General features: G+C 74.0%; 19 protein-coding genes. 5 read left to right on the forward strand and 14 right to left on the reverse strand.

The annotated features are described in order from the left end of the window. Positions 1 to 38: 38 nt before the first annotated feature. The 5 genes from ACZ6R6_RS03055 to pgfA (ACZ6R6_RS03075) all read right to left on the reverse strand — a co-directional run bounded on the left by ACZ6R6_RS03055 (position 39) and on the right by pgfA (ACZ6R6_RS03075) (position 5,235). Positions 39 to 1,151: an NAD(P)H-dependent flavin oxidoreductase gene (locus ACZ6R6_RS03055; RefSeq protein WP_470089721.1), complete on the reverse strand. Its 1,113-nt coding sequence runs from the start codon at positions 1,149 to 1,151 to the stop codon at positions 39 to 41. A 115-nt stretch (positions 1,152 to 1,266) separates the two neighbouring features. Continuing rightward, complete coding sequence (locus tag ACZ6R6_RS03060; RefSeq protein ID WP_470089723.1) at positions 1,267 to 2,010, reverse strand: decaprenylphospho-beta-D-erythro-pentofuranosid-2-ulose 2-reductase; 744 nt, start codon at positions 2,008 to 2,010, stop codon at positions 1,267 to 1,269. 49 nt (positions 2,011 to 2,059) lie between these two features. Then, complete coding sequence (locus ACZ6R6_RS03065; RefSeq protein WP_470089725.1) at positions 2,060 to 3,385, reverse strand: FAD-binding oxidoreductase; 1,326 nt, start codon at positions 3,383 to 3,385, stop codon at positions 2,060 to 2,062. Next, on the reverse strand, positions 3,382 to 4,305 hold the full coding sequence (locus tag ACZ6R6_RS03070; RefSeq protein ID WP_470089727.1) for a decaprenyl-phosphate phosphoribosyltransferase: 924 nt from the start codon (positions 4,303 to 4,305) through the stop codon (positions 3,382 to 3,384). The genes ACZ6R6_RS03065 and ACZ6R6_RS03070 overlap by 4 nt, the downstream gene beginning before the upstream one ends. 12 nt (positions 4,306 to 4,317) lie before the next feature. Then, positions 4,318 to 5,235, reverse strand: coding sequence for a cell envelope lipid trafficking protein PgfA (gene pgfA / locus ACZ6R6_RS03075; RefSeq protein ID WP_470089729.1), 918 nt, complete (start codon positions 5,233 to 5,235; stop codon positions 4,318 to 4,320). A gap of 118 nt (positions 5,236 to 5,353) precedes the next feature. On the opposite strand from pgfA (ACZ6R6_RS03075), the gene ACZ6R6_RS03080 reads away from it, so the two are divergent. Together ACZ6R6_RS03080 and ACZ6R6_RS03085 are read left to right on the forward strand one after the other, a co-directional pair. Next, positions 5,354 to 6,718: an acyltransferase family protein gene (locus tag ACZ6R6_RS03080; RefSeq protein ID WP_470089731.1), complete on the forward strand. Its 1,365-nt coding sequence runs from the start codon at positions 5,354 to 5,356 to the stop codon at positions 6,716 to 6,718. Positions 6,719 to 6,739: 21 nt separating this feature from the next. Continuing rightward, positions 6,740 to 7,621 carry an FAD-binding oxidoreductase gene (locus ACZ6R6_RS03085; protein ID WP_470089733.1) on the forward strand — a complete coding sequence of 294 codons (882 nt, stop codon included), beginning with the start codon at positions 6,740 to 6,742 and terminating at the stop codon, positions 7,619 to 7,621. A gap of 43 nt (positions 7,622 to 7,664) precedes the next feature. Here the strand turns inward: ACZ6R6_RS03085 and ACZ6R6_RS03090 are convergent, their stop codons facing one another. After that, the gene (locus ACZ6R6_RS03090; RefSeq protein ID WP_470089734.1) at positions 7,665 to 9,542 is read right to left on the reverse strand and encodes a hypothetical protein; all 1,878 of its coding nucleotides are present in this window, start codon (positions 9,540 to 9,542) and stop codon (positions 7,665 to 7,667) included. A gap of 185 nt (positions 9,543 to 9,727) precedes the next feature. Between ACZ6R6_RS03090 and ACZ6R6_RS03095 the strand changes: the two genes are divergently transcribed. Continuing rightward, positions 9,728 to 10,465 carry a class I SAM-dependent methyltransferase gene (locus ACZ6R6_RS03095; protein ID WP_470089981.1) on the forward strand — a complete coding sequence of 246 codons (738 nt, stop codon included), beginning with the start codon at positions 9,728 to 9,730 and terminating at the stop codon, positions 10,463 to 10,465. Here ACZ6R6_RS03095 and ACZ6R6_RS03100 read toward each other — a convergent pair. From ACZ6R6_RS03100 to ACZ6R6_RS03135, 8 genes are all read right to left on the reverse strand, one after another. Continuing rightward, on the reverse strand, positions 10,446 to 12,428 hold the full coding sequence (locus ACZ6R6_RS03100) for a hypothetical protein (RefSeq protein ID WP_470089735.1): 1,983 nt from the start codon (positions 12,426 to 12,428) through the stop codon (positions 10,446 to 10,448). The two genes, ACZ6R6_RS03095 and ACZ6R6_RS03100, sit on opposite strands and share 20 nt — an antisense overlap. Next, a complete protein-coding gene (pgfA, locus tag ACZ6R6_RS03105; protein WP_470089737.1) occupies positions 12,425 to 13,444 on the reverse strand; it encodes a cell envelope lipid trafficking protein PgfA in 1,020 nt (339 codons plus the stop codon). Before pgfA (ACZ6R6_RS03105) ends, ACZ6R6_RS03100 begins: the two co-directional genes overlap by 4 nt. Beyond that, positions 13,441 to 17,586: an alpha-(1->3)-arabinofuranosyltransferase domain-containing protein gene (locus tag ACZ6R6_RS03110; protein ID WP_470089739.1), complete on the reverse strand. Its 4,146-nt coding sequence runs from the start codon at positions 17,584 to 17,586 to the stop codon at positions 13,441 to 13,443. The genes pgfA (ACZ6R6_RS03105) and ACZ6R6_RS03110 overlap by 4 nt, the downstream gene beginning before the upstream one ends. An 8-nt stretch (positions 17,587 to 17,594) precedes the next feature. Further along, positions 17,595 to 18,905 (reverse strand): glycosyltransferase family 4 protein, encoded by a 1,311-nt coding sequence (locus ACZ6R6_RS03115; protein WP_470089740.1) that lies wholly within the window; start codon positions 18,903 to 18,905, stop codon positions 17,595 to 17,597. Positions 18,906 to 19,040: 135 nt separating this feature from the next. Further along, positions 19,041 to 19,172, reverse strand: a complete 132-nt coding sequence (locus ACZ6R6_RS03120; RefSeq protein WP_306858894.1) for a hypothetical protein — start codon at positions 19,170 to 19,172, stop codon at positions 19,041 to 19,043. Between the two features lie 132 nt (positions 19,173 to 19,304). Continuing rightward, complete coding sequence (locus ACZ6R6_RS03125) at positions 19,305 to 20,849, reverse strand: MmpA family trehalose lipid delivery protein (protein ID WP_470089742.1); 1,545 nt, start codon at positions 20,847 to 20,849, stop codon at positions 19,305 to 19,307. Between the two features lie 56 nt (positions 20,850 to 20,905). Further along, the gene (locus tag ACZ6R6_RS03130) at positions 20,906 to 23,155 is read right to left on the reverse strand and encodes an acyl-CoA dehydrogenase (RefSeq protein ID WP_470089744.1); all 2,250 of its coding nucleotides are present in this window, start codon (positions 23,153 to 23,155) and stop codon (positions 20,906 to 20,908) included. Positions 23,156 to 23,209: 54 nt separating this feature from the next. After that, positions 23,210 to 24,112, reverse strand: a complete 903-nt coding sequence (locus ACZ6R6_RS03135; RefSeq protein ID WP_470089746.1) for a hypothetical protein — start codon at positions 24,110 to 24,112, stop codon at positions 23,210 to 23,212. A gap of 240 nt (positions 24,113 to 24,352) precedes the next feature. Here ACZ6R6_RS03135 and ACZ6R6_RS03140 point away from each other — a divergent pair, with 240 nt between their 5' ends. Together ACZ6R6_RS03140 and ACZ6R6_RS03145 are read left to right on the forward strand one after the other, a co-directional pair. Continuing rightward, positions 24,353 to 25,816 carry an AMP-binding protein gene (locus ACZ6R6_RS03140; protein WP_470089748.1) on the forward strand — a complete coding sequence of 488 codons (1,464 nt, stop codon included), beginning with the start codon at positions 24,353 to 24,355 and terminating at the stop codon, positions 25,814 to 25,816. Positions 25,817 to 25,835: 19 nt separating this feature from the next. Further along, positions 25,836 to 26,942: a S1C family serine protease gene (locus ACZ6R6_RS03145; RefSeq protein WP_470089750.1), complete on the forward strand. Its 1,107-nt coding sequence runs from the start codon at positions 25,836 to 25,838 to the stop codon at positions 26,940 to 26,942. Positions 26,943 to 26,983: the final 41 nt, after the last annotated feature.

Raw genomic sequence — 26,983 nt, forward strand, 5'->3', positions numbered from 1 at the left:
CCACGCCAGATGCTTGCCCGTCTGTGCGCTAGGTACAGCTAGCCCTCAGTCAGGCGGCCCAGGCGCTCGGTGGCCTCGATGTACTCCTCGACCATCGTGAAGACCACGTCCTTGGCCGACCTCACCTGGTTCATGGTCCCGATGATCTGCCCCGCGGGGAAGGTGGCCAGCTCGGCGGCGTCGGAGCGGCCGATCCGGCGCAGGGCGTCGGAGACCAGCATGAACTGCAGCGGCATCGGCAGGGTGCCCGGCGACTCCGGGGACTCCCAGGCGTCGGTCCACTCGTTCTTCAGCAGCCGGGCGGGCTTGCCCGTCCACGACCGGGAGCGCACGGTGTCGCGGGAGGTGGCCTCCAGGATGCGCCGCCTGGCCATCTCGGGGGTGTCGGCCTCCTCGACGGTCAGCCAGATGGACCCGGTCCACACGCCCTCGGCGCCGAGCGCCATGCCCGCCGCCATCTGGCGCCCGTCGCCGATGCCTCCGGCGGCCAGCACCGGTACGTCCACGGCGTCCACGACCTGCGGGATGAGCACCATCGTGGAGATCTCACCGGTGTGCCCACCCGCCTCGGTGCCCTGGGCGACGACGATGTCCACGCCGACCTCGACCTGTTTGACCGCGTGGCGGGGGGTGGAGGCCAGCGCCGCCACCTTCACCCCTTTGGCGTGCGCCTGCTCGACCACGTCGGCGGGCGGCGGGCCGAGGGCGTTGGCCAGCAGCGCGATCGGGTGCCTCAGCGCCACCTCGACCTGCGGCCGGGCGGTGGCGTCGGTCCAGCCGAGCAGGACCTTGCCGGCGTCGGAACCGGACAGCTCCGCGACGCCGTGCGCGGCCAGCAGGCCGTCGACGAACGCGCGGTGGCCGTCGGGGATCATCCCCTGGAGCCGTTCCACCAGGTCCCCGGAGGAGTCGGCGCCCAGCTCGGCCCCCGCGTAGGAGGCGGGCATGACCACGTCGACGCCGTACGGCCTGCCGTCGACGTGGTCGTCGATCCACTTGAGCTCCGTCTCGAGCTCTTCCGGGGTGAAGTAGAGGGCGCCGAGCACGCCCATCCCGCCGGCGCGGCTGACCGCGGCGACGACGTCCCGGCAGTGGCTGAACGCGAAGATCGGAAGCTCGATGCCGAGCATGTCCGTGACACGTGTCCGCATGCGCCCACGGTACGGTCGCGCCCAGCTAACTGCAACGCGTTCTAGTCTAGAACCTTTCGTCGGTACCGCCGGAGAGGCCGTCGGCACCGCCGGGGGACTTCGCCGAGAACATGTTTCAGCGGGGCATCCTGCGCCAGATCGCGCGGGGCAGCACGCGCATCACCGCGAAGACCGCCCGCAGCCTGCCGGGCACCCACACGACCTCGGCCTCCGAGCGCAGCCCGGCGATCACCGCGTCGGCGACCTGGCCCGGCGTGGAGGACATCGGCGCGGGGGACATGCCCGCGGTCATCCTGCCGACGACGAAGCCGGGCCGGACCACCATCACCCGGGCGCCCGAACCGTGCAGCGCGTCGCCCAGCCCCTGCGCGAAGCCGTCCAGGCCCGCCTTGGCCGAGCCGTACACGAAGTTGGCCCGGCGCACCCGCACCCCGGCCACCGAGGAGAGGACCACCAGCGTGCCGTGACCCTGCTCGCGCAGCCGGCGGGCGGCGAAGAGCCCGGCGGACACGTGCCCGCCGTAGTTGACGGCGACGGCCCGGGCGGCGGCCACCGGATCGGCGTCGTAGGCCGCCTGGCTGCCCAGCACCCCGAAGGCGGGGATCACCACGTCGAGGTCGCCGACCAGTTCCGCGGCGGCCTCGATCACCTCACCGTGCGTCTCGGGGCGGGAGGCGTCGAAGTCCAGCAGGTGCACCTCGGCGGCGCCGATCACCGGGGGGGTGTCACCGGCGTCACGGGCAGCGAGCACGACCCGGCGGGCGCCGTCGCGGACCAGCCGCTCGACGATCGCCAGCCCGATCTCACTGCGCCCGCCCAGCAGCAGCACGGTGTCCACCGCGCCCAGGGCGTTTCTCATCGGGCAAGCCTCCCAGCGAGTTTCACAGGCCCGCGCCGCACAGCCGGCCTCACAGCAGGAGCCTCCTGGCCAGGTCGGAGCGGAACACCCCGCCGGGATCGGCCCCCTCGCGGACCTTACGCCACTCCCCCAGCCGCGGATACATCGCGGCCGCCGTCTCGGCCGACATCCGCGAGTCCTTGGCCAGGTAGACCCGCCCACCCGCCTCGGCGACCCAGCCGTCGAACTCCCGCAGCAGCGCGGCCAGCCCGGCGCGGCCCGCCGGGATGTCCAGGGCGAGCGTCCAGCCGGGGATCGGGAACGACAGCATCCCCGGCGTGCCGGGGCCGAACCGTTTGAGCACGGTGAGGAAGGAGACCACGCCCTCGGCCGACAGCCGGGAGACGATCCGCCGCAGCGTCGCCTCCGCACCGGCCGGCACCACGAACTGGTACTGGACGAAGCCACGCGGACCGTAGACCCGGTTCCAGCCGTCCACCGAGTCCAGCGGGTGGAAGAACGGCGCGAGCCCCTGCAGGAGGCCGGTCGCGGGACGCGCCCGGCGGTACCAGGCCTCGTTGAACGCCCGCACGGTCACCGGGTTGAGCAGGCCGCCCGGCGCCCAGGGCGGGGCCTTCAGCCGGGCGGCGGGCGCGAACGCCAGCGGGTCGGCGCCGCGCGGCAGCTCCTCGCGGCCCGCGTGGTCGCCCCGGGTGAGCACGCTGCGGCCCATCCGGCCGCCGGAGGCGAGCAGGTCGATCCAGGCGACCGTGTAGCGGTAGCGGTCGTCGGTGGCGGCCATCGTCTCCAGCGTGTGGTCCAGGTCGCGGGTGCGCTCGACGTCCACCCGCATGCGCGAGGTCTCGATCGGGACGCACCGGAAGACCGCCTCGGTGATCACGCCGGTGAGCCCCATCCCGCCGACCGTGGCCCAGAACAGGTCGTCGTCCGGCGTGAGGGTACGGCCGGCGCCGTCGGCCGTGACCAGGGTGAGGGAGCGCAGGTGGGCGCCGAAGGAGGAGTCGGCGTGGTGGTTCTTGCCGTGCACGTCGGCCGCCACGGCCCCGCCGACCGTCACGTGCCGGGTGCCCGGCGTGACCGGGACGAACCAGCCCCGGGGTACCAGGGCGGCCATCAGGTCGTGCAGGCTCAGCCCGGCGGCCGCGGTGACCAGGCCGGTGCTCTCGTCGATGGACCACGAGGTCAGCGCGGTGCAGTCGAGGACCAGTCCCCCGGCGTTCTGCGCCGCGTCGCCGTAGGAGCGGCCGAGTCCCCGGGCGGCGACGCCCCGGCCGGGGGCCCGCCGTACCAGCTCGGCGACCTCCCTCGCGGAGCGGGGGCGGGCCAGGCGCGCGGGGGTCGGTGCGGTACGGCCCCAGCCGGTCAGGAAGGTCATGGCAGATAGATCCCGAGGGCGAGCGAGACGAGCAGGAGTGCGACGAACGCCTGGATGTGCCGGTCGCGCAGGGCGAGCTCCTCGGGCTCCTCCCCCACTCCCCGGTCCACCAGCAGGTTGTGCCGTAGGACGATGAGCACGAAGGGGACGATGCTGATCCCGTGGAACGGCCCCGGGTGGTCGCTGAGCGCCCACAGGCAGTAGGTCACGATCATGGCGCCGGAGGACATCATACGGACGCCCGCCAGGTATCCGGGAGTGTAGGCGGCCAGGATGGCCCGCGTGGAGCCGCCGCCGGAGGCGCGCAGCTCGGCCTCGCGCTTGCCGGCCACGAGCTGGAGCGAGCCGAGCGAGACCACCACGAGGAACCAGCGCGTCACCGGCACGTCCACGGCGACCGCCCCGGCGTAGGCGCGGACCACGTGACAGGCCGCGACCGCCACCAGGTCCACCACCTCCCGGTGCTTGAGCCAGTAGGTGTAGGAGAAGGTCAGCACCAGGTATCCGGCGACCACGGCCGGAAGCCGCCAGCCGCCGGACAGCGCGGCGACCGCCGGAGCCAGCGCCACGAGCAGGACCCCGGCGACCCGCGCGAGCCGTACCGGGACCAGGCCGGCCGCGACCGGGCGGTGCCGCTTGCGCGGGTGCCGACGGTCGGCCTCGACGTCGGCGGCGTCGTTGAGCAGGTAGGTGCCGCTCGCGGCCACGCAGAACGCCGCGAAGGCGACCAGCGAGCCCAGCAGCCCCTGGACGGTCACCAGCACCCCGGCCGCCGCCGGGGCCGCGAAGACCAGGACGTTCTTCAGCCACTGGCGCGGCCGGCAGGCCCGGACGAGAGCGGCGGGCGAGAAACCGCGGGCAGCGCGCGCGGCCGCCGGCGGGTCCGCCGGCGGCCGCGCGACCACCGTTTCCTCGTTCACCGTCCCGGCTTGTCAGGCCCTGCCGGCACCGCGGACCGCGAAGAACCCGCCGGCCAGCAGGGCGACGCCCAGCACGAGCAGGACGAGCGGGATCGTCACCTTGATCATGGTGATCTGGCTCTTGCCCTCGGTGGCGTTCTTCACCAGGTCGTTGACCGTCTGGGGGGTCATCTTCGCCGTCGCCACGAAGGCGACGGTGCTCTTGGCGCCGTCCTGGGTCTTGAGGACCTCGTGGCGCTGCTGCTCCTGCTTGACCGGCGAGCCGGTGGTGGGCTCGATCCAGTACGTGTTCTTACCGTCGTAGAACCGGTCCACCTGGATGTCGCCCGTCGTGTCGGTCACCCCCAGGATCGAGGCGGGGACGGTGCGGGTCTCGGTCTTCGTCGGCGGGACGTCCTGCTCGAACCGGTAGACCCGCAGCCCGTTGACCGTCTCCTCGTCGACGAACTTGGCGTCGAAGGCCCTGCCGGCGGTGGAGTTGAAGACCTTGTAGGTCTTCTTCTCGACGTCGAACGGGAACTTGTAGATCTGGCCCTCCATCTTGACGGGCTTCTTGTCGATGTTCACCGCGCAGCAGTCGACGCCCTCGCCGGTGTATTTGTTGAAGGCGCTGCGCCGCTCGCCGAAGGAGACGTCCGGATTGCCGTTGGTCACGTCGCTGACCGCGGTGAACTCGTCCCAGACGACCCGGTCGCCCTGGGACTGGGAGACGTCTCCGCGGGTGGTGACGGTGATGCCGAGGTCGCCGGTCATCACCTTGAGAGCCTTGGGGTAGAAGTATTGGGCCCCCTGGGCCTCCAGCTTGCTCACCCCGTACTGCGCGGCCGGAGCCGCGATCAGGCTGCCGCCGATCTGGAAGCGCACCAGCGGTGCCAGCACGATGAGGAACGCCCCGACGGCTATAAGGACTACTCCGACGATCCGGCGCATCTACCCTCCTGGGGGGATCACAGCTTGGGGGGTTTAGGGGGAGATTTGTGGATTAACAAAGCTACTGGCCAGTATGTTAGGTGGCGAGAGTGACCGACGTCACGAGGGATGCGGAAAAGTGACCGAAACAGGTTCTACATTCGGGTCCCTCTCCCGGCGGGATCTCCCCGCGCGCCAGGACGGCCCTCCCGGACACCAGGACGACCTTCCCGAGCACCGGGACGACTCTTCCGGACGTCAGGACGAGCTCCCCGCGCGCCGGGACGGCTCCCCGGGGGGCCTTCCCCGCACCGGCGGCCACCTGGACGCCCTCGACGGCGTGCGCGCCGTCGCCTCGCTCGCGGTGCTCGTCTTCCACGTGGCGACCGAGTCCGCGACCGCGCTGGAGGAGGGTTTCGGCGGCGCACTGCTCGCCCGCGGCGACGTGGCCGTGCCGATCTTCTTCGCCCTCTCCGGGCTGCTGCTCTACCGCCCCTTCGCGGCGTCGCTGCTGCTCGGCGGCGCCCCCGTCCGCACCCGGGCGTACCTGTGGAAGCGGGCCGTGCGCATCCTGCCCGCCTACTGGCTGGTGACCGTCACGGCCATGCTCATCTGGTCGCGCGACCACCTGTCCGACGGCTGGACCTGGTTCCAGCTCCTCACCCTGAACCAGAACTACGTCACCGACCCCTGGTGGTTCGCCCTGGGACCGAAGGGCCTGGCCCAGATGTGGAGCCTCTCGGTCGAGGTGGCCTTCTACGTCGCGCTCCCCCTGATCGCGGCGGGCCTGGCGGCCTTCGCCCGGCGCGGCGGCGAGGACGTGCGCGCCCGCGCCGGACGGCTGCTCGCCGGCCTGGGCGCGTTGGCGGCGCTGTCCTTCGCCTGGACACTGCTGAGCTACTACCCGCAGTACCGGCCCTACCTGAACGTCTGGCCGCCCAGGTCGATGATCTTCTTCGCCGCCGGGATGGCCCTGGCCGTGGTGCTGGTCTGGGTGGAGGCCGACCCGGACGAGAGCTCCCCGGCGCGGCGGTTCAGGAGGGCGGCGGCCGCCTCCCCCGGCTCGTGGTGGCTGGTCGCGGCCATGGCGTACGCGCTCGCGGCCTCCCCGGTCACCGGGACCCGATTCCTCGGCATCGACGGCGTCTGGTCGGGGATGTTCGAGCTGGTCCTCTACACGGCCGTGGCGTCCTGCCTGCTCGTCCCGGCCGCGCTGCCACCGCCGGGCGACTCGCCGGTCAGGCGCCTGCTCGCCAACCGGGTGATGGGCTTCCTCGGCCGCGTCTCCTACGGCGTCTTCCTCTGGCAGTTCGTGGTGATCTACCTCTGGTACGGGTTCACCGAGCAGCAGCCGTTCTCCGGCGGCTTCCTGGGCAACCTGGCGGCCGTCACCGCCGTGACGCTCGTGCTGGCCACCCTGACCCACCGGCTGGTGGAGCGGCCCGCCCGCCGTCTGAACCGCGTCGTCTCCCAGCCCGGCCGGCCGCCGTCGACCCGGCCGTAGGGTCACGGACCTTTAATTAGTATGCACAAATACCTCTTCGCCGCCATCGCCGAGGTGCTCGGCGACGCCGTCACCCCCGAGGTGGCCGAAGCCTGGGAGGAGGTCTACTGGCTGATGGCGGAGGCGCTGATCGCGCTGGAGGCCGGCCTCCGGCGCGACCCGGGCGAGAGCTGGCTGCAGGCGACGGTGACCGAGCGGCGGCCGCAGACCGCGGACGCGGTCTCCTTCACCCTGCGGCCCCAGACCTCGCTGTCCTTCAAGCCCGGCCAGTACGTCAGCGTCGCGGTCACCCTGCCCGACGGCGCGCGGCAGATCCGGCAGTACAGCCTGTCGTGCGCCCCGGAGCGGGACGACTGGCGGATCACCGTCAAGCGGGTGCGCGGCGACGACACCCCGGACGGTGAGGTGTCCGGCTGGCTGCACGCGAACGTCCGGGCCGGCGACGTGCTGACGGTCTCCGCGCCGTTCGGCGACCTGACCCTGCCCGAGGGCGACGCCCCGCTGCTCCTCGCCTCGGCCGGGATCGGCGCCACCCCCGTCCTGTCGATGGTCGATCATCTGGCGGCCACCGGCTCCACCCGCCGGGTCACCGTCGTCCACGCCGACCGCACCCCGGCCGACCACACCCACCGGGGCGAGCTCACGCGGCTGGTCGCCGCCCTGCCCGGCGCCACCCTGCACCGGTGGTACGAGGAGGCGGGCGACTGCTCCTGCCGGCCGGCGCCGAACGTCGGCCACGTCGACCTGGCCGGGATCGACCTGCCCGACGGACTGGTCGCCTGCCTCTGCGGGCCGCTGCCGTTCATGCGCGCCGTCCGCTCCCAGCTGCTCCGGCGCGGGTTGCCCGCCTCGGACATCCACTACGAGGTGTTCGGCCCCGACCTCTGGCTCGGCCGGGACTGACCGGGGCCTGCGACCCGGACCGCGCGGCCGCCGTACGGCGGGGCTAGGAGGACGGATCACCCTCGGCGGCCGGCGTGCCCAGGGCCACGGCGGCCAGGCAGACCGGGGCCGTCGGGTCGTCCATCACGATCCGCATCCCCCGGCTCACGGCCGTCACCGGAAAGTGGATCAATCCGCCGGGCGTCTTCCGCAGGTTGAGCACGATGCGCTCCTGCCCGACCTCCACGGTCACCGAGACCGGCCGGTCGGCCGAGTAGGCCAGGCCGCCCGCGGTGGCCGGCCCGCCGAAGGAGAGCGCGTCCGGGAAGACGGCGGCCCCGTTCACCACCGGTAGGCAGAGCTGGTCCTCGGCCCGGGCTGCGAAGAAGCCGAAGACCTTCATCCGGACCAGTTCGCCGTCCCGGTTGAAGACCCGGGCGTCCTCGGTCGGCTCGGGATGGGCCATCCTCGCCCGTACGGCGGGACGGGCCAGCGGGGCGAGCAGCCGGTCGCTGAGCCGCCGGTCGCCGTTCCACGACAGCACGATGTCCCCGGGGAGCGGGGTCGGGTAGATCACGACGTTGTCCGGTGCGGCGGCGAGCTGCGCGGCGGCGGTGTCCAGGTAGGCCCGGACGCGCTCGCCGCTGAGGGTCTCCCGGTAGGTCACGGTCGAGATCACCGACAGCACCAGGTAGGCCCCGGTGGTCAGCCCGGCGACCAGGACGAGCGGGGCCCGGGCGGGCAGCGCGCGGCGGTAGGCGCCGTCCTCCCCCTTGACCGGCAGCAGCGCCAGGCCCAGACAGACCGCCAGGACCACGGCGGCGTCGGCGACGTAACGGGTCTCCGCGCCCACCAGCGCCACGTGGCCGCCCCGGGCGATCACCGTCGGGACGGCGTCGGCGAACAGCAGGTAACCGGCCAGGACGATCCACGCCCGCAGCGCTCGGCGCCGGTGGACGACCGTGACCGCCAGCAGTGCCGCCAGCACCGTCCAGGAGAGGGCGACGACGGCGTCGGAGGGGCCGGCCAGGCCACCGGTCGGGGTGACCGGCGCCCACGTCACCGGGCCGCCGACCGCCCCGCTGGGGAACGTCCGGCCCAGCAGGCGCGAGACCAGGCCCACGGCCACGTCGGGATCGGGCACCGACGCGCCCTCGCCCGGGGCGGTCCCCATCCTGGCGAGGTAGACGATGGTGTAGGCGGCCATCACCATCACGTGCGCCGACCACAGCCGCCAGTGCCACCGCACCTCGCGGCACATCGACCGGACCCAGCCGGTCTCCCGGTCCCGGAGGAAGGCCGTGGTCAGCGCGTAGAGCAGGAAGGCGACGAAGACGCCCTTGGTGCTGAAGGCCATGCCGGCCACGCACCAGGCCAGCGCGTGCCGGCCGTACCGGGCGCCCTCCCCGCGGGTGAAACGGACCTGGGCGGTCAGCGCGAGCACCAGGACGAGCTGGAGCGGGACCGCGTTGACGGCGGCCGCCCACCAGCCGAACGCCGGGACCGTCAGCGGGGAGAACAGCAGCAGCGCCAGCGGCGGCAGGATCGCCGGGCGGGTGCCGAACAGGGTCCGCAGCAGCCGGAGCGCGAGCACGCCGAGCAGTGTCTGCGCGGCGAGGGTGACGGCGGCCACCAGCAGCCAGTCGTAGGGGGCGATCCGCGACAGCACCCAGGTCAGCGCGATCGCGCCGGGCATGAAGTGGCCCTTGTGCACCCGGGTCACGTAGTCGAGGGTGAGGCCGTTCTCGTAGGCGTTGCCCACGAACAGCAGGTCGTCCTCGACGAAGTAGGAGTCGCGCAGGATCAGCGCCCGCAGGACGAGTGAGGCCACGATGAGGGCGACCGCGGCCGGCAGCACCGGGCCGCGCAGGGCCGCCAGCCAGCCGGGCAGCGTGATCCGCAGCGCGGGCGGTTCCGACCGCCCGGTCTCCATGGCCTCCACCGGCTCTCCCTCTGATCCCGCGCTCCGGCGGGACACCCTACGAGCAGGACAAGATTGCTATCAATGCGGTGTTATGCTCCGGCGCACCCGATCTGTTTGACTCGGTGAAGAGCTGATCTGTTCGACTCTGTCGGGACCTGATCCGTTCCACATCTGTCCGACTCCGTGGAGGAGCAGCGTTGGAGATCCCTCAGGCACCGTTCCGGGCCACGCTGGGCCGGTCGGTCAGGTTGCTCGGCGCCTTCCGCAAGGAGCAGAGCGACCCCGACTTCTTCTACGGCATGCTGGCCCGCGACACGGTCGCCCAGCTCGCCGCCTACACCGAACTGGACGGCGCGCTCGTCGCCGACGTCGGGGGCGGCCCGGGCTACTTCACCGACGTGCTGCGGGCCGTGGGCGCCCGCCCGGTGTGCGTGGACTGCGACGCCGGCGAGATGCTGGCCCGCCAGGGCGCCGCCCCCGAGGGGGCGGTGCTGGGCAGCGCGCTCGACCTGCCGCTGGCCACCGGTTCGGTGGACGTCTGCTTCTCCTCCAACGTGCTGGAGCACGTGCCCGACCCGTGGCGGATGGCCGACGAGATGGTCCGGGTGACCAGGCCGGGCGGCGTGATCTACCTGTCGTTCACCAACTGGCTGTCGCCCTGGGGCGGTCACGAGACCTCTCCCTGGCACTACCTCGGCGGCCACCGCGCCGCCGCCCGCTACACCCGCAAGCACGGCAGGTCCCCCAAGAACGTCTACGGCGCGAGCCTCTACCCCGTCTCGGTGGGCGCGGCGCTGCGCTGGGCCGGCCGGCAGCCCGACGCCACGGTCCTGGACGCCCTGCCCCGCTACCACCCGCGCTGGGCGACCCCGGTGATCCGCGTCCCGGGGCTGCGCGAGATCGTGAGCTGGAACCTGCTGCTCATCCTGCGCCGGCACTGACCGCCCCCGCCGGACCGCCGCCGGCCGCCCTCGGGGGGACCGCCGGCGCCCGCGCCGCGCCGCCGGCCGGCCTCTCCGGTACGGCGGCGCCGAGCACCACCGCCCGCAGGCAGGCGGAGCCCCCCGGGACCGAGATCCGCACCGGACCCCGGGCGATCTCGGCCGGGAAGTAGACCCGGTCCCGGCCGGCCCGGAGCAGGACCTCGCTCCGCCGGCCGCCCCTGAGCACGGTCACCGGGGCGTCCCGCGACACCCGGTAGTCGATGCGGACGATGTTCCCCGCGCGGGCCTCGGGCAGGTCGGCGACGGCCGTACCGCCGCGCAGCGGGAGGCAGGAGCCGGCCGGCGCCGCCACGTACCCGCCGAAGACGGTGGCGGGCACCAGGTGGCCCCGGTCGTCGAAGGTCACCGCGCGGTGGGCCGCCCCCGGACGGCTGATCCGCTCGCGCAGCGCGCCCCGGGCCAGCGGGCTGAGCGCCCGGGAGGTCAGCCGGTCCTCCATCGCCTGCCAGGGGAACATCAACCTGTCGGGCAGCAGGGCGGGGTAGACGCCCGTCTCCGGGCCGAGCGCGGCCAGATCCGCGCGGGCCGCCTCGAAGTAGGCGCGGTTGGCCTCGCCCGGCAGGCCCCGGGCGAAGCCCGAGGCCGACACCAGGGCGAGCACCACATAAGCACACACGGCCGGCAGGACGGACAGGGAGACGGCCTGCGAGGACCCGCCCGCCGGGGGCGGCGCCCCGGTGCCCGAGGGCGCCTCCCCCGGCGGAGGCTCGGCCCTCGGGGACGGACCCCGCGGCGAGGGGCCCGGCCCGGGTGGGAGATCCCGCCACGGCATCAGGACCAGGGCCAGGCAGACGGCGAGCACGGGCATCGCGTCGGCGATGTAGCGGCTCTCGGAGGCCGACCCGGGTCCCGTCCGGACGATCATGATCAGCAGGCCGTCGGCGACCAGGAGATAGCCGGCCGCCAGCGCCCAGGCGGGGACCGCCGCGGGGCGCCGGCGGCAGGTGCCCGCCACGACGGCGGCCAGGACCAGCCAGGCCACCGCGACCTCGACCGGCCGGTGGGCGACCAGCGGCCCGGTCGTGGTCTCCGCGCCCCAGCTCAGCGGGCCCCCCACGAGCAGGGTCGGGACCGTGCCGCCGAAGAAGGTCCCGGCGTAGTCCGTCGCCGTGTAGAAGTCCGGGAACGCGAACCCCTGGCCGCCGGCCCGCCCGGCGGCCAGGACGTAACCGAGGAGGTAGGCGCCGCCCACCGCCAGGTGGGCCGCCCACAGGCCCAGGTGCCTGCGCGCGGCCCCGATCACGCCGTGCTCCCGGGCCGACAGCAGCACCGTCAGGAGCAACAGCACCGGCGGGATGAGGAGCGCCTTCTCGAAGAAGAGCAGGCCGGCACAGGTCCAGGCGACCCCCGCGAGCGCGTGCCGGAGCCCGCCGGTGCGGATCAGCAGCACCTGGGAGCACATGGCCATGAGCATGGCCACCTGGAGGGGCAGGATGTTGAGCGCCGCCGCGAACCAGGTGCCGGCCTGGAAGTTGGCCGGCGCGAACAGGAAGAAGGCGAGCGGGACGAGGATGAGCGGCCGGGCGCCGCACAGCAGGCGCAGCAGCCGGTACAGCGCCAGGGCCGCCGCCGCGCACAGCGCGAGGATCACGGCCGAAGCCAGCGTCCAGCCGTAGGGGGAGATCGCCGTCATGACGCGGACCAGCGCGAGTGAGCCCGGCATCAGGTGGCCGATGTGCACCCGGAGCAGGTGATCCCAGCCGAAGGGCTCGGCCACGGCCCGCCCGATGAAGACGATGTCGTCCTCGGCGAAGTAGGACCGGCTGAGCAGCCATCCCTTGAAGGTGAGCCCGGCCAGCAGCAGGAGCGCCGCCGTGACCGCGAGCCCGTGCCGCCGCACGGAGGCGCTCCGCGCCCAGCCCGGCAGCCGCAGCTCGACCTCGACCGCGCCGCCGCTCATGCGCGCTCCCGTCCCGGCCGCTCCGCACCGGCCGCACGCGCCTGCGGCCCGGTCTCCTCCGGCCCGGGGGGCCGGGGCGGTCTGCGGGGACGGCGGCCCAGGAACGCCAGTACGAGTCCGGCCGCGAGGAAGAGGCCGGGCAGCAGGTCGCGGACGGCGAGCACCCACCGGGTGAAGGCCCGCGCGTCGGCGGCCCTGCCCCTGACCTCCTCGGGGGGCATCGACAGGTCCGCCCGGAGGCTCACCCTGCGCTCGATGCCGTCGGGGGTGCGCAGGCCCTGGCGGTGGCTCTCCCGCACCTTGACCGTCATGCCGCTCTCCGGTTCGACCCAGATCGTGCGGGTCACCTGGGCGTAGCGGGAGACGCCGATGGCCCGCCACTCGGGCAGGCCCAGGACCTTGCCGGGGAACTGTCCGGGGATGTCCTCGATCTTGATCGGGCCCGCCGTGTAGGTGTAGCGGTAGGTCCGCAGGCCCTCGACCTGCTCCTGCTGCTCGTAGCGGAGCGGGACCGCCGTGCGCAGCACCGTGTCGTACATCGGGTAGGAGCGCGGCTCGGCGCGGAAGGGCAGCCGGAAGGCCAGGCCCGTCTGCCGGGCCCTGGGGTCCTCGTCGACGTACTCCCCGCAGCAGGCGACCGCCATGCCCGTCCTGCGGTCGAAGGCGGTCCTGCGCTCGTGATAGTCGATCCGGTCGCCGGAGGCGGTGGTGAGCGAGGCGAACTCCACCCACACCGCCGTGCCGGCGTCTCCGGCGCGGGTGTCCCCGCTCACCGTCCTGGTGGACACCAGCGGGACGTGGGCGTGGGAGGTGAGGGTGGCGGTGTCGAAGTAGTCGGCGTCCCGGGCGACCAGGTGGTAGGTCGTGCTCTGCTCCAGCGGCAGCACCAGGACGCTGTCGTAGACGTAGAAGCGCAGCAGCGCCGCGAGGGTGACGAGGAAGGCGCCCGTGCCCGCGAGCACCGCCCGGGAGGTCGCGGAGCGGATGACCGGCCGGGAGGCCGCGGAGCGGGTCACCGGCCCACCGCCACCGGCCCGGACCGGCCGGCCGGGGCGGGCCGCGCCGGAGGAGGCGCGGCCGGGACCCGCTCGGGGACCGAGGCCATCAGCCATGCGAGCGTCAGCAGGCAGAGCACCTGCGGCACGGCGCCGGTCAGCGGGCCGGCGAGCGCCGCGGTCGCCTCGGCCCCGCCGTACACGGTGCCCGCGGCGAGCGCGAGACCGGCCAGGCCGGGCGGGACGGCGAGCACCCAGGGCGCGGTGGCCGCGCCCGCGAGGCCGGGCAGCGAGGTGAGGCGGGCGTGCCTGGCCCGGGCCACGGCCCCCAGCCAGGCCCACAGCGCCAGCGCCCCGGTGACGATCGCGGCGCCCGCGGCGCCGCCGGTCCACAGGCCGACGAGCGGGGCGAGCGGCCAGATCCAGGCCGCGCGGACCGCGGCGGGCGCCGTCGCCGGCGGCGGGGCCGTTCCGGAGGGGCGGACGAGCGCCAGCGCCGCCACCAGGAGCACCAGGATCCAGCCGCCGAACAGTGCCGTGCGGTAGGCGGAGTCGGGCTCGTAGCGCATGGTCACCACCCCCTGCCCGGCGGGCAGCTCCCACGCCTGCCGCCAGCCGTCCAGCCTGGCCGGCGGCAGCCGCCTGCCGTCGAGATATGCCTGCCAGCCGGCGTTGTGGTTCTCGTTGACCACCAGGTAGGAGGGGACCGAGGTGGAGACCCGCACCCGGCGCTCCCCCTGCCCCCACGACTCCGCGACGGTGGGCGCCGCCGAGACGGCGCCGGGGGCCGCCTGGGCGGCGGCGGACCGGACGACGACCGACTCGATCCTGAAGGCGTCGGTGGCGGCGGCGGTGATGCGCGCCGTGCCCGTGCCCAGCTCGACCGGATCGCAGGCGCGGTAGCCGAGCGGGCGGCCGTTGACCACGTCGTCCAGCGTGCCGTCCACGATCTCGGTGGGCACGGCGTTGCCGTTCACGGTGAGCGTCGGACCGTAGCCGCAGGGCAGTCGCAGCGGGAACGGCGCGAGCGAGCCGACCGGCTTCACCCCTGGGATGGTGACCTCCGCCACCTCGATCGCCCGGGACGCGGGGGCGGTGAAGCCGATCACCAGGCGGTCGGTGCGGATCGGCGAGAAGGCGACCCGCCCGTCGGCGCCGATCCAGCCCTGCACCGTACGGCCGCCGCCGCTCACGCTCACCTTGACCGGCGGCTGCCCCAGGAACGAGTCGGGGAACAGGACCATGATCTGCGAGATCCTGATCTTCTTCCGGAGCTTGACGGTCAGGGTCGGGTGGCGGTCGAGGGGCTGGGCGTACCAGAGCGTGGTCAGGTCCCCGTCCATGGCCGCGCGGCCGAGCACCGCCGGGTGGTCGGTCACCATGGAGGAGGCGCTCACCTGGGGGAAGACGCCGGCGACAGTGGTCAGCAGCCGGGCGGAGAGGGGATCGGTCAGCACGGCCCTGCCGGTGACGGTCAGCTCCCCGTCGTCACGGACGGCGAAGGTCCGGTCGAAGCCGCGGCCGTCCTCGCCCGTGATCTCCAGGGAGGGCGAGCAGGTCCAGCTCGCCGATCCACGCATGCAGGCGGTCGCCGCGCCCTGGCGGGTCAGCAGCACCGTGCCGGGGTCCGCCGCGCCGTCGGCGGGGACGGCGATGCTGCGCGTGGCCCGCACGCCGGGGATCGCGACCTCGGTGATGCCGACGCGGGTGCCGACCCGGATCCTGGGCTCGGAGGCGAGCTTGGTGACCCGGATCCGCAGCCAGGAGGTCCGGCCGGCCGGCGGGTGCAGGAGCTGCGGGTCGGCGGTCTCCTGGACCGGCACCAGGCGCGTGCCGCCCTCGGTCTCCAGGGCGACCTCCGCCACGGGCGGCCCCAGCGTGCCCTTCTCGAACGCGACGGTGATCCGGGGCATGTCGACGCGCTCGACGAAGCGCGCCTCCAGCCACTCCCCGACCGCGCCGTTCCAGCCGTCGGAGCGCCACCCGGTGCGCGGGTCGCCGTCGAGCGCCGCGTACGGCTGGCGTCCCGGATCGCGCCCGCCGGCGGCCCCGATCCCCGATTCGGCGGAGGAGGCTCGCACGTCCTCGATGCCGGAGTAGCGGGCGGTGGCGGTGGCGTCGGCCCAGGCGGGGTCGGTGAGGTCGCTCTGCCGGCCGCGCTCCAGCGGCTGCTCCTCGGTGAGCGTGGCGGTGGCGATGCGGCGCAGATCGCCGAAGACGATCTCGCGCCGGCGCAGCGTGTCGGTCACCACCCGCCGGCCCGGAGGCGTCGTGGCCGTCCCGGGCTCGTCGCCGATCATCATGGGCCGGTCGTCGTCGAGCAGCCCCTCCTCGGCCAGGGCGAGCGCCGCCTCGGGGGCCCCGGCGACCCGGAGCGTCCCGTCGCGAGGGACGGTGGCGACCGGCGGCGCGGGGTCGGGGACCGCGTAGACCTCCAGCGCGGGATAGGGCTGCTCGACCCAGCCCGCGGCCGTCGGGCTGGACCTGGCCCCGACCTCCGGCCCGAAGGCGGCGACCCGGCGCAGGCCGGTGGAGTCCGTGAGGGTCTGGTGGACCCGCGCGGGCCAGGCCGTGCCGAGGCTCTGGCGGGCGAGGTCGTTGCGGACCAGCAGGTGGGTGACGCCGATCCGGCGCAGCGCCGAGGTGAGCCCCGGCGAGCCCCGGCCCGTGGCGAAGCGCTCGTCCACCGCCTGGACCAGCCGGGCCAGCCCCGGCGAGCCCCAGGGGACGTTGGTGTGGGTGGCCCAGCGCACGGTCAGCAGCGACTGCATGGGCTCGTCCATCGGGCGGCCCCACAGATACTCGCCCCGGCGCGAGCCGGGGACGGCCAGGACCATGCCGTCGCCGGTGTTGCGGTTCAGCCAGGTCGCGGCGTCCCTCCAGTAGGAGGGGATCTCGGCGAACGCCCCCGTGGGGGTGACCCCCGCGGCGACGGGCAGCGTGGTGAGGGCGACGAGCCCGGCGGTGGCGGCGAGGACGGCTCTGCGCAGCCGCGCGGGAGCGGTCAGGGGCAGCGCCGCCAGGCCCAGGGCGAGCGGGAGCCGGATGAGGGCGTCGAATTTGTGCAGGTTGCGGAAGGGCGCGAGGGGGCCGTCCAGCAGCGCCCTCACCTGGCCGGTCCACGGATGGGCGAGCGCGTCGGCGTGCCCGGCGGAGACGATGACGACCCCGGCCAGCAGGCTGATCGCGAGGAAGGCCCGCTCCGGGGTCGCGCGGGCGGCGATCCCGGCGAGGCCGCACCCGGCGGCGAGCGCGGTCAGCGCGATCAGCACGGGCCCGGTCGCCTGCGCGAAGGCCGCCGGCAGCCACGCCTCCCCGTCCACCGGCAGGAACGCGATCCAGCTCGACGTGCCCCGCAGGACGTTGATCAGCGAGGTGACGCTGGTGGTGGCGCCGGCGGTCTCGATGAACGGCAGGAAGGAGAAGATGTAGCGGCCCATCACCAGCAGCGGCGCCAGCCACCACATCGACACCGCGCCCACGCAGCCCAGCCACCACAGCAGCAGGCGCCGCCGGCGGCGCCCGCCGCGCCGGGTCAGCAGGTACAGCAGCGGCACGACGAGCACCGCCAGCTCGGCCACCGCGTTGACCCCGCCGGCGAACAGGAACGCCAGGGCCGACAGGGCCGCCGCCCGGCGCGGGCTCGCCTGCGGCCGGGTGCCGTGCACGAGCGGCAGCAGGATCCAGGGCAGCACGGCGCTCGGCTGGAACTCCGAGGAGTTGACCCCGATCAGCGCGACGGCGTGCGGGGCCAGGGCGTAGGCGAGGCCGGCTAGGACCCGGGTGGCGGGGGTGCCGGCGCCCATCGCGCGGGCGACCCGCTCGACGCCGGCGAACGCCGTGCACAGCACCAGCGTCATCCACAGGCGCTGGATGTTCCACGGGGGCATGTCCAGCGCCTGGAAGAGCGCGTAGAACGGCCCCATCGGGAAGAGGTATCCGTAGGCCTGGTTCTGCAGGTGGCCGAAGAACGCGCCGTCCCACAGGTGGACCGCCCGGGCCAGGAAGCCGAGGGGGTTGAGCGCCATGTCGAGCTTGGTCTCGGAGATCACCTGACCGGGCGAGGTGTTGAAGGCGATGGCTCCGAGCAGCAGGAAGCCCGCCAGCATGTGCAGCCGGTGCCGCAGCCGGGCAGGCCCGGCGTCCACGCTGTCAGGGGTCAATGCGGCACTCAAGTGGGGTCGGTCTCACCTACGGCGAGACGGAGATCGGCGGTCCGGGCCGGCGAGCCCGCGGACCGGTCCCGGCGACCGGCCGTGGGGAGTTCTGTGGCGATGAGCCTGGTTATCGTAGCGCCGGTTCTCCCCCAGGTGAACTCCCCCGCCCAGGCCCTGCACGCCCGCTGGATCTCCGTGCGCCGCACCGGGTCGGCCAGCTCCCCGATCGCCCGGTCGACCACGTCGGCGAGCGCCTCGCCGTCGCGGACCAGCCAGCCGGTCACCCCGTCCTTGACGGAGTCGCGCAGCCCGGCGACGTCGTAGGCGACCGTGGGCACCCCGGAGGCGGCGGCCTCGATCACGGTCAGGCCCCAGCCCTCGAACTCCGAGGCGGTCACGTTCAGCAGGGCCGAGCCGAGCACGGCGTTCTTGTCCGGCTCGCTGAGGAAGCCGTGCAGGTGCACCCGGCCGGAGACCTCCAGCTCGGCCGCCCGGGCGGCGAGGGCCCCGGACTCCGGGCCGCGTCCCACGACGTGCACGTGCAGGCCGGGCCGGCGCTCGCCCAGCTCGGCCGCCAGGGAGACGACGCGCTCGACCCGTTTGTGCCCGACCAGCCTGCCCAGGTAGAGCAGGGCGGGGTCGCCGGGCAGGGCGTGCCGCGCGGCCGGGCGGGCCGCGGGGGCGCCGTTGGGCACGACCTGGATCGGGGCGAGCCAGCGCAGCCGCGTGCGGAGGTCCTCCCGGGACGACTCCGAGACCGTGACCGTCGTGCGGCGGCGGTAGAGCAGCCGCGCCACCGGCCCCTCTACGAAGCAGCCGATCCTGGCCAGCCACGGTGGGAGGAAGGCGTGGAACTGCCGGTCGTGCACGTGGTGGACCAGGCAGATCACCACGGTACGGCGGCGCACCACCAGCGGGGAGAAGAAGGGGACGCCGTTCATCGAGTCGATGACCACGTCGAAGCGGCGGCGGCGCAGCAGGAGCCAGAGCGGCACGAGGAGGTAGACGAGGTAGCGGTTGCCCATCCTGCGCAGCTCGACGCCGTCGCGCCGCTCGGACCTGGCCTGGCCCGGCTCGCGGGCGGTCGCGAAGTGGACCGAGGCCCCCTGGGCGGTCAGGTGGCGGCTGACCTGCCAGGCGTACTCCTCGGCGCCGCCCGCCACCGACTGCTGGGGTTCGCGGAAGTTCAGCACCGCCACCCGGACCCCGCGTAACGGAGCCTCGGGGGCCGGTACGGCCTGCACGCTCGGGCGGGGCCACTGCGGGGCCGGCGGGCGCGGTCCGGCGCTCGGGGTCCCGCCGGAAAAGGCCACGGTGTCGGCCACGGTGTCTCCTCGTCCTCTACGGCGACGGCGCGCCCGACTCAGGGCATGGCGGAGCCACACCCCGTTCCTGATGACTGGTGCTCAAGCCCGGCGGGCTGGAGAGAAACGGCGTCCGGGGCCCTCAGGCCCGGCGGATCACCTGTCGCCGTAGTTGTACAGCGGCCGGTTGGGCGGCTCCGGCGTGGGCGAGGCCACGTTGACCACTGCCACGGAGGCACCGACCGCAAGGACGGCCCCAACGGCCAGGGCTGCGATCACTCGTATCACTGAGCTCTCCCTCTAAAGTCCTGACAGTGTGCCGAGAGTAGAACGTGATTCATCTCATAGGCCATAGCCTTAGTGAAACCGTGACAAAGAAAGTTACCGCCGGGTACTTCCAGGAGCTGCGGATACACGAGCTCAAGAGCGTGGATCAAGACGTAGCAGGCGGAGTTCGCGGCCCTGGAAGACGGTCGCGGCACCTTGGAACGTGTTATCGCCAGGCTCCGCCAGCACGTAGCGGATCCCGAGGGCCGCCAGCGCCGCCGCCCGCTCGCCCGGTCCGGCGCGCAGCGCCGTCTCCGCCGCGGTGACGGCCGGGTCCTCCGCCGCGACCCGCAGCCGGCCGCCGCCGGGCAGCCCCACCAGCAGCGCGTCGTTCCAGAGCACCCGGCGCCGGAACATCTTGGTGGCGGGGTCGAGGACCACCCGGTGGCCGTTCCACGCGAACGCCCGGTGCGCCCCCCACGGCAGCGACAGCAGTGCCCCCGGCGCCGGGTCGGCGTTCACGATCGCCTGGACCCGGCGCCACTCGTCCGGGTAGTCGACCGCCGCCAGCCTGCCGAACGCGCCCAGCGCGAACGTCGGCAGGACCAGCACCGGGACGGCCACCGCGACCGCCGCGACGGCGCGGGAGCCCCACCGCGCGACGGCACCGGCCAGGCCCACCGCCTGGAGCAGGACGAACGGGGCCAGGTAGAGCTGCCCGTCACGCAACGGCCCGAACCCGGGCCACCAGGCGATCAGGCCCTTCAGCGGGCCCGGCGCCCAGGCCCCCGCCAGCGCCACCGCCAGCCCGGCCCCCGCCGCCACCGCCAGCCCGGCCCGGTACGGCGGCGGTTGCGGGGTGCGCAGCCGGGCGAACCCCCAGAGCGCGACCGCGGCCAGTGCCAGCCGTACGAGCGCCGACCACCAGGACCCCTGCCCCGGCACGACGGCGTTGGCGTTCCAGATCCCGCCGAGCGTCAGCAGGCTCCCGGCCGTCCCGAGCGGCCCGTCGGCCCGGGCCGCGAACGCCTGGACCCCGGCGGGGTCGGTGACGGCCCGGCTGAGCAGGGCGGGCACCAGCCAGGGCAGGCTCAGGCACCCCAGCGCCAGCGCGGCCTCCGCCACCCGCCGCGCCCTCGCCGGGAGAGCGGGGGCCGGCGCGGCCGCCGCCGTCGCGAGCACGGCCAGCGCGGAGACCAGCATCGCCTGGAACCCGCCCACCGCGGCCGGGATCAGCGCGGCGACCAGGCGGAGCCGCCCGCCGAGCGCGACCGCGCGCACCGCCCAGGGCAGCCCGGCCACCCCCAGCAGCAGCGCCCACTGGCCGAGCAGGAGCCGCTGGGCGAGGTATGCGTTCCAGGCGTAGAAGGCCGCGGCCGCCAGCCGGGGGCCGAGGCGCCGCGAGGGCACCAGGGCGGCCGCGCCCGAGGCGGCCAGCACGAAGATCCCGATCAGGATCGCCTTCTGGACCGCCTGCGCGGGTACGACGCGCGAGAGCAGGGCGACCACCAGGTCGCTGGGCACGGCCCGGGGGAAGCCCGCCCCCGGCGGGATCAGCGGCGGATCGGGCACGAACACCATGTCGTACCTGAGCACGTATCCCGGTCCCAGCGCGGGTCCGAGGGCGAGCAGCCCGAGCAGCAGCCCGAGCAGGGCGGGCGCGGACCGGTTCACCGTCTCGACCCACCCACTGCGCATAGTGACCGACTTTAGGCGGTGCCTAGGGATATGTCCGCAGGCACCGCCTCAGCCGGCTACTTGCCCGGCTCGGGGTCGCGGGGCAGGCCGAGCATGCGCTCACCGATGATGTTCAGCTGCACCTCGGTGGTGCCGCCGTAGATCGTCATGGCGCGGGTGGCCAGGACGGCGCGGTTCCAGTAGCCCGCGTCGCCGAGCTTCATGTCGGCGGCGACCACGGCGGAGGCGCCGAGCAGCCCGACCGCGCACTCCGAGACGTGCTGGGCGTGCGAGGTCGACAGGAGCTTGCGGACCGAGGCGTCGGCGCCCGGCTCGGCACCGGTGAGCTGCTTCAGCGTCACCCGCAGGCCGAGGGCGTTGATCGAGTGACCCTCGCAGACCACCCGGGCCAGCTCCTGGCGCTCGACGGGGGTGAGCTCGCGGCCGAGCCTCCCGGCCAGCCCGACCAGGTCGGGGACCGACGAACCGGTGCCGCCGGAGCCCGAGGAGAGCGAGACCCGCTCGTTGGACAGGGTGTTGCGGGCGACCTTCCAGCCCTGGCCGACCTCCCCGACGACCAGCTCGTCCGGGACGAACACGTCGTCGAGGAAGACCTCGTTGAACAGGTTCTCACCGGTCATCTCGGTCAGCGGCCGGACCGTGACGCCCTGGCCCTTCATGTCGACCAGGAAGTAGGTGATGCCGTCGTGCTTGGAGCCCGCCGAGGAGTTGCGGGCGATGCAGATGCCCCACTCGGCGACGTGGGCGACCGAGGTCCAGATCTTCTGGCCGTTGAGCCGCCAGCCCCCCTCGACCTTCTCGGCCTTCATCTGCAGCGAGGCCAGGTCGGAGCCGGCGCCCGGCTCGGAGAAGAGCTGGCACCAGATCATCTCGCCGCTCAGCGTGGCGGGCAGGAAGCGCTCCTGCTGCTCGGGCGTGCCGTAGGCGGCGATCGACGGGACCACCCAGGCGCCGATGATCATCTGGGGCAGCTTGACGCGGGCGGCCTTGAGCTCCTGGAAGATGAGCACCTGCTCCAGCGGTCTGGCGTCGCGGCCCCACGGCCTGGCCAGGTGCGGCATGACGTAGCCGGCTTTGGCCAGCGCCCGCTTCTGCTCCCTGCCCTCCAGCTTGGCGATCTCGGCGATCTCGGCCCGGATCTCCGCGCGCAGCGCGGCGGCGTCGTCGGGCAGATCGATCTCCATCTCCCGGCTCACCCCGCTCAGCGCCAGCGAGGCGACCGTCTCGGCCCAGTCGGCGGAGGGGCCGAGCAGCGCGCGCAGGGTCAGCGCGCGGCGGTAGTAGAGGTGGGCGTCGTGCTCGTAGGTGTAGCCGATGCCGCCGAAGATCTGGACGGCGTCCTTGGCGCACTGCACGGCGGCGTCGGGGGCGACCACGCCCGCGATCGCGGCGGCGTAGGCGGCCTCGCCGGCGGCTCCCTCGGTCGCGCCCGCCTCCCCGCCGGCCCCGCGGCCGGCCCGCTCCGCGGCGCGGGTGGCGTCCCATACGGTGGCCCGGGCCTGCTCCAGCGCGACGAGCATCCGGGCGGCCTTGTGCTTGATGCCCTGGAACTGGCCGATCGGACGGCCGAACTGCACGCGCACCTTGGCGTACTCCGACGCGGCGCGCACGCACCACGACGCGACGCCCGCGGCCTCGGCGCCGAGCAGGATCGCGGCCAGGTCGAGGACGTCCGGTCCGTCCAGCCCGTCCAGCACCCGCCCCGCCGGCACGGCCACCTCCTCCAGTTCGACCTTCGCGACGCCGCGGGTCAGGTCGAGCGAGCCGAGCGGGGTGACGGTCGCCGCGGAGGCGTCCAGCGCGACCCACTCCTCGCCGCGGTCGGTGCTCACCGGGAGCACCAGGACGTCGGCGAGCGTGCCGCCCAGGACCGGCTCGGCGACGCCCCGGACGGTCAGCGTGCCGTCCTCCCCGTGGGTCCCGGTGATCGAACCGGTCAGCGCGACCGCGCCGGTCAGCGTGCCGTCGGCCAGGCCGGGCAGGAGCTCGCCCCGGGCCTTGCCGTCGGAGGCCAGGATCACGGCGCCGGCGAGCACGGTCGGGACGTAGGGGCCGGGGGCGACCCGCTCGCCGAGCGCCTCGACGGCGACGGCGGCCTCCAGCAGGCCGTAGCCGCTGCCGCCGTACTCCTCCGGCAGGTGCAGGCCGAGCAGCCCCTGCTCGGCGAGGCCGGGCCAGAAGGCGGGGCGCTCCTCGGTCTCCGCCGCGACGGCCGCGCGCACGGTCTCGGAGCGGATGTTCCGCTCCGCCCAGCCGCTCACCGACTCGTGGAGCGCCTCGTGCTCCTCGCTCAACCCGATCGCCATGACAGCCTCCAGACACGGTTCAGTGGCAGAACCATATTCTAGAAGGTGGTTCCATCACAACGCGCGGACACTCGCCACCAAAGGTGCGATATCAGCCCAGAGCTGCTTGCGCGTGTCGGGCACGGTCACGAAGAGGATGGCGGGCTTCCGGCGGCCCACGTCCAGCAGCGCGAGCGCCGCCTGGGAGCTGCGCACAGCCCCCTTGACCCGGTAGGTCACCCGGTAGCCGAAGGTCCAGCCCCTGCCGGCGACCGGCTCCTGCGAGGCGGTCCAGGCGACCCTGCTGCCCGCCGGGTAGTGCTTGCGGACCGTCCACCTGACCGCGCTCAGCGCCGCCTTGCGGAAGTCGGCGCCGGTCTTCAGCGCGGCGGCCGGCGCCGCCCCGGGGAGCGGGCCGGAGGCGGCCATCGTGCGCGGCAGCCGCGCCGCGCCCACCAGCTGGCCGGCCGAGAACGACGGGATGGCGCCGAGCGCCCACGGGCCGCCCAGCCTGGCGTAGGTGATCGCGGCCTTGGCGTCGGTCACCGAACCCAGCACCGGACTCGGCGTGCCCGGCAGCGGCTGCAGGGCCTTCACCCTGGGCACGCCGGGCAGCGTGATCGTGGGCACGGCCCGGGGGAGCATCGGCTCGGTGGCGGCGTCGGCCTGCGGGAGCGGCACCGGATCGTCGGGCTCGTCACCGGCGAACAGCACGAAGGCCCCGACGATCGCCGCGGCGCTGACGACGGCGGCGACGACGCTGATGGCCGCCCGGAATCGGGCGACGCCCGTCCGCGCCGGCGGAGCGGGGTGCGGGACCGGGCCGGCTCCGCCGGGCACGCCGCGGTTACCGAGAGTGCCGGAGGGGTGGGACGGATCAGGGTCGGGGAACGCTCCATCGGAGCCGCGCCGCGAGACGAGCACGGCCTCCTCCCCGTCTCCGATGGGGAAGCGCCGGGGCACCCGGGTGCCGATCATCGCACCGTCATCGTCACGGACAGCGGGTATAGGTGCCGTGAGCGCCTCATAGGACGGGACATATCTCTCACGAGAGCGCCCGGAGGAGTTTCCACCAACGTCCGCCATAGGCGTCACATTACGTCACCTCCCGTGATCGATACACCGGCTCACAATTACACTTAAGCCACGAGGTGCCCATTTTCCCTGGTGATGTCTGCCCTCTTCCATAAACAGAATGTCGTTCTGTATGGTCACGCCATGAGGGGCTTCTACGAGATCGCCGTGGCCGACCCCGGACGCGTCGCCGTCGTCGCGGGCACCGCCACGACGTACGGCGAGCTTCACGCCCGGGCCAACCAGGTCTCCCACGGCCTCCTCGCCCGCGGCACCCGGCCCGGCGACGCCGTGGTCACGGTCCTGCCCAACGGCGCCGACGCGGTCACGATGATGCTCGCGACCTACCAGATCGGCGCCTACCACGTCCCGGTGAACTGGCACTACACCGCCGAGGAGGTCGGCTACATCGTCACCGACTGCGCGGCGCGCGTGGTGGTGGGCTCCGGACGCCACGCACACGTCCTGCCGGCCGGCTCCGTGGAGCCCGGCGACCTCGCCGCGGGACGGCCCGCCGCCCCGCCCCGGGAGCGCCGGGCCGGATCGATGATGCTCTACACCTCCGGCACCACCGGCAGGCCCAAGGGCGTCCGGAGGCGGCTGATCGATCTCACCCCCGAGGACCTCCACCCGATCCTGACGCGCAAGAGCTGGCGGCACTTCGCGCTCCCGCCCGACGGCGTGCACCTGCTGCTTTCCCAGCTCTACCACTCCGCCCCGTACGGCCAGGCGATGATGGCCCTGCAGCTCGGTCACACGCTCGTGGCCACCGAGCGGTTCGACGCCGAGGAGACGCTCGGGCTGATCGAGCGGCACCGGGTGACCAACACGTTCATGGTGCCGACCATGTTCCACCGGCTGCTGGCCCTGCCCGCGGAGATCAGGGAAAAGCATGATTTATCGTCATTGACTCACCTCTATCACGGCGCCGCCCCGTGCCCGCCCGCCACCAAGCAGGCGATGATCGACTGGCTCGGCCCGGTGCTGTGGGAGTACTACGGCTCGACCGAGGCCGCCGTGGCCACCATGGTCTCCTCGGCCGAGTGGCTGGAGCGGCCGGGCACGGTCGGCCGGGCGATCGACGGCATGGAGTTCACGATCCTCGCCGACGACGGCACGGAGCTCCCGCCCGGCGAGCCGGGACTGGTCTACATCGGCGGCATCAACCGGTTCGAATACCACCAGGACCCGTCCAAGACCGCCGCCGCGATGCGCGGCCGCCTCTACACCCCCGGCGACATCGGCTACCTGGACGGGGAGGGCTACCTGTTCCTGTGCGACCGGCGCACCGACCTGATCATCTCCGGCGGGGTGAACATCTACCCCGCCGAGATCGAGGCCGCCCTGCTGGAGCACCCCGCGGTGGCGGACGTGGCCGTGATCGGCGTGCCGGACCCGGAGTGGGGGCAGCGGGCCGTCGCCCTGGTCCAGCCGGCCCCCGGCGCCGAGCCCGGCCCCGGCCTCACCGCCGACCTGCTGGCCCACTGCGCGCCCAGGCTGGCACGGCTCAAGCATCCCCGCGTGATCGAGTATCGCGACCGGCTGCCGCGCACCCCCACCGGCAAGCTGAGCCGCAGCAGCCTCCGGGACACGTATCTTCCATCCTGAGCTGGGAAGATATCCCTTCATGGGGGGATCGACTTCACGTGTCGTGCTGGCCGCCGCCATCGCCGTGGCGCTCGCCGGCTGCGGCCAGAGCACACGATCGCAACCGTCCGGCACGGCCACCGAGCCGACCGGAGTCCCGCCCCCGGCCTCGTCCCCGGCCCAGACCCAGCCCCAGGCCCAGCCCCCGGGCGGCCCGGCGGCCCTGGAGGGCGCCTACGAACGGGTCATCACCAAGGTGCTGCCCTCCATCGTGCAGATCACCACGGAGAGCGGTCTCGGCTCGGGCATCGTCTACGACAGCTCCGGGCACATCATCACCAACGCCCACGTGGTCGGCCGGGCCAAGCGGTTCGAGGTGACGCTCGCCACCGGCGGCACCCCCCGCCGGGCCGAGCTCGTGGAGTCCTTCGACCTCGGCGACCTGGCCGTGATCAAGGTGAACGACCCCGCCGGACTGAGGCCGGCCGTGTTCGGCGACTCCGGCAAGCTGCGGGTCGGTCAGATCGTGCTGGCCATGGGCAACCCGCTGGGCCTGTCCGGCAGCGTCACCGACGGCATCGTCTCGGCGCTGGGCCGTACGGTCAGCGAGCCCACGGACGGCGGGTCCCCCGGCGCGACGATCGCCGGCGCCATCCAGACCTCGGCCGCGATCAACCCCGGCAACAGCGGCGGCGCCCTGGTCAACCTCTCCGGCGAGGTCATCGGCATCCCGACCCTGACCGCCGTCAACCCCGAGCTCGGCGGCGGGCAGGCCCCGGGCATCGGCTTCGCGATCCCGTCCAACACCGCCACCGACATCGCCCGGCAGATCGTCGAGACCGGCAAGGTCGCCAACACCCACCGGGCCGCCCTCGGCGTCACCATACAGACCGTGATCGGCTCCGGGGGCGGTCCCGTGGGCGCCGGTGTCGTGCGCGTGTCCCGAGGCGGCAGCGCCGACCAGGCGGGCATCAGGCCCGGTGACGTGATCGTCTCGATCAACGGCACGCCCACCCCGACGGCCCAGGCCCTGTCGGAGATCATCGCCGCCCTCCGCCCCGGCGACCGGGCCAAGGTCGAGCTCCTGCGTCCCGACAGGTCGTCCTCCACCGTCACCGTGACCCTGGGCGAGCTGCCCGGCGGCTGACCGGCCCGCTCACCGCCGGGCCCTCCGCGAGCGCGCCGGGG

It is taken from the genome of Streptosporangium sp. NPDC048886 (genome assembly GCF_055586905.1).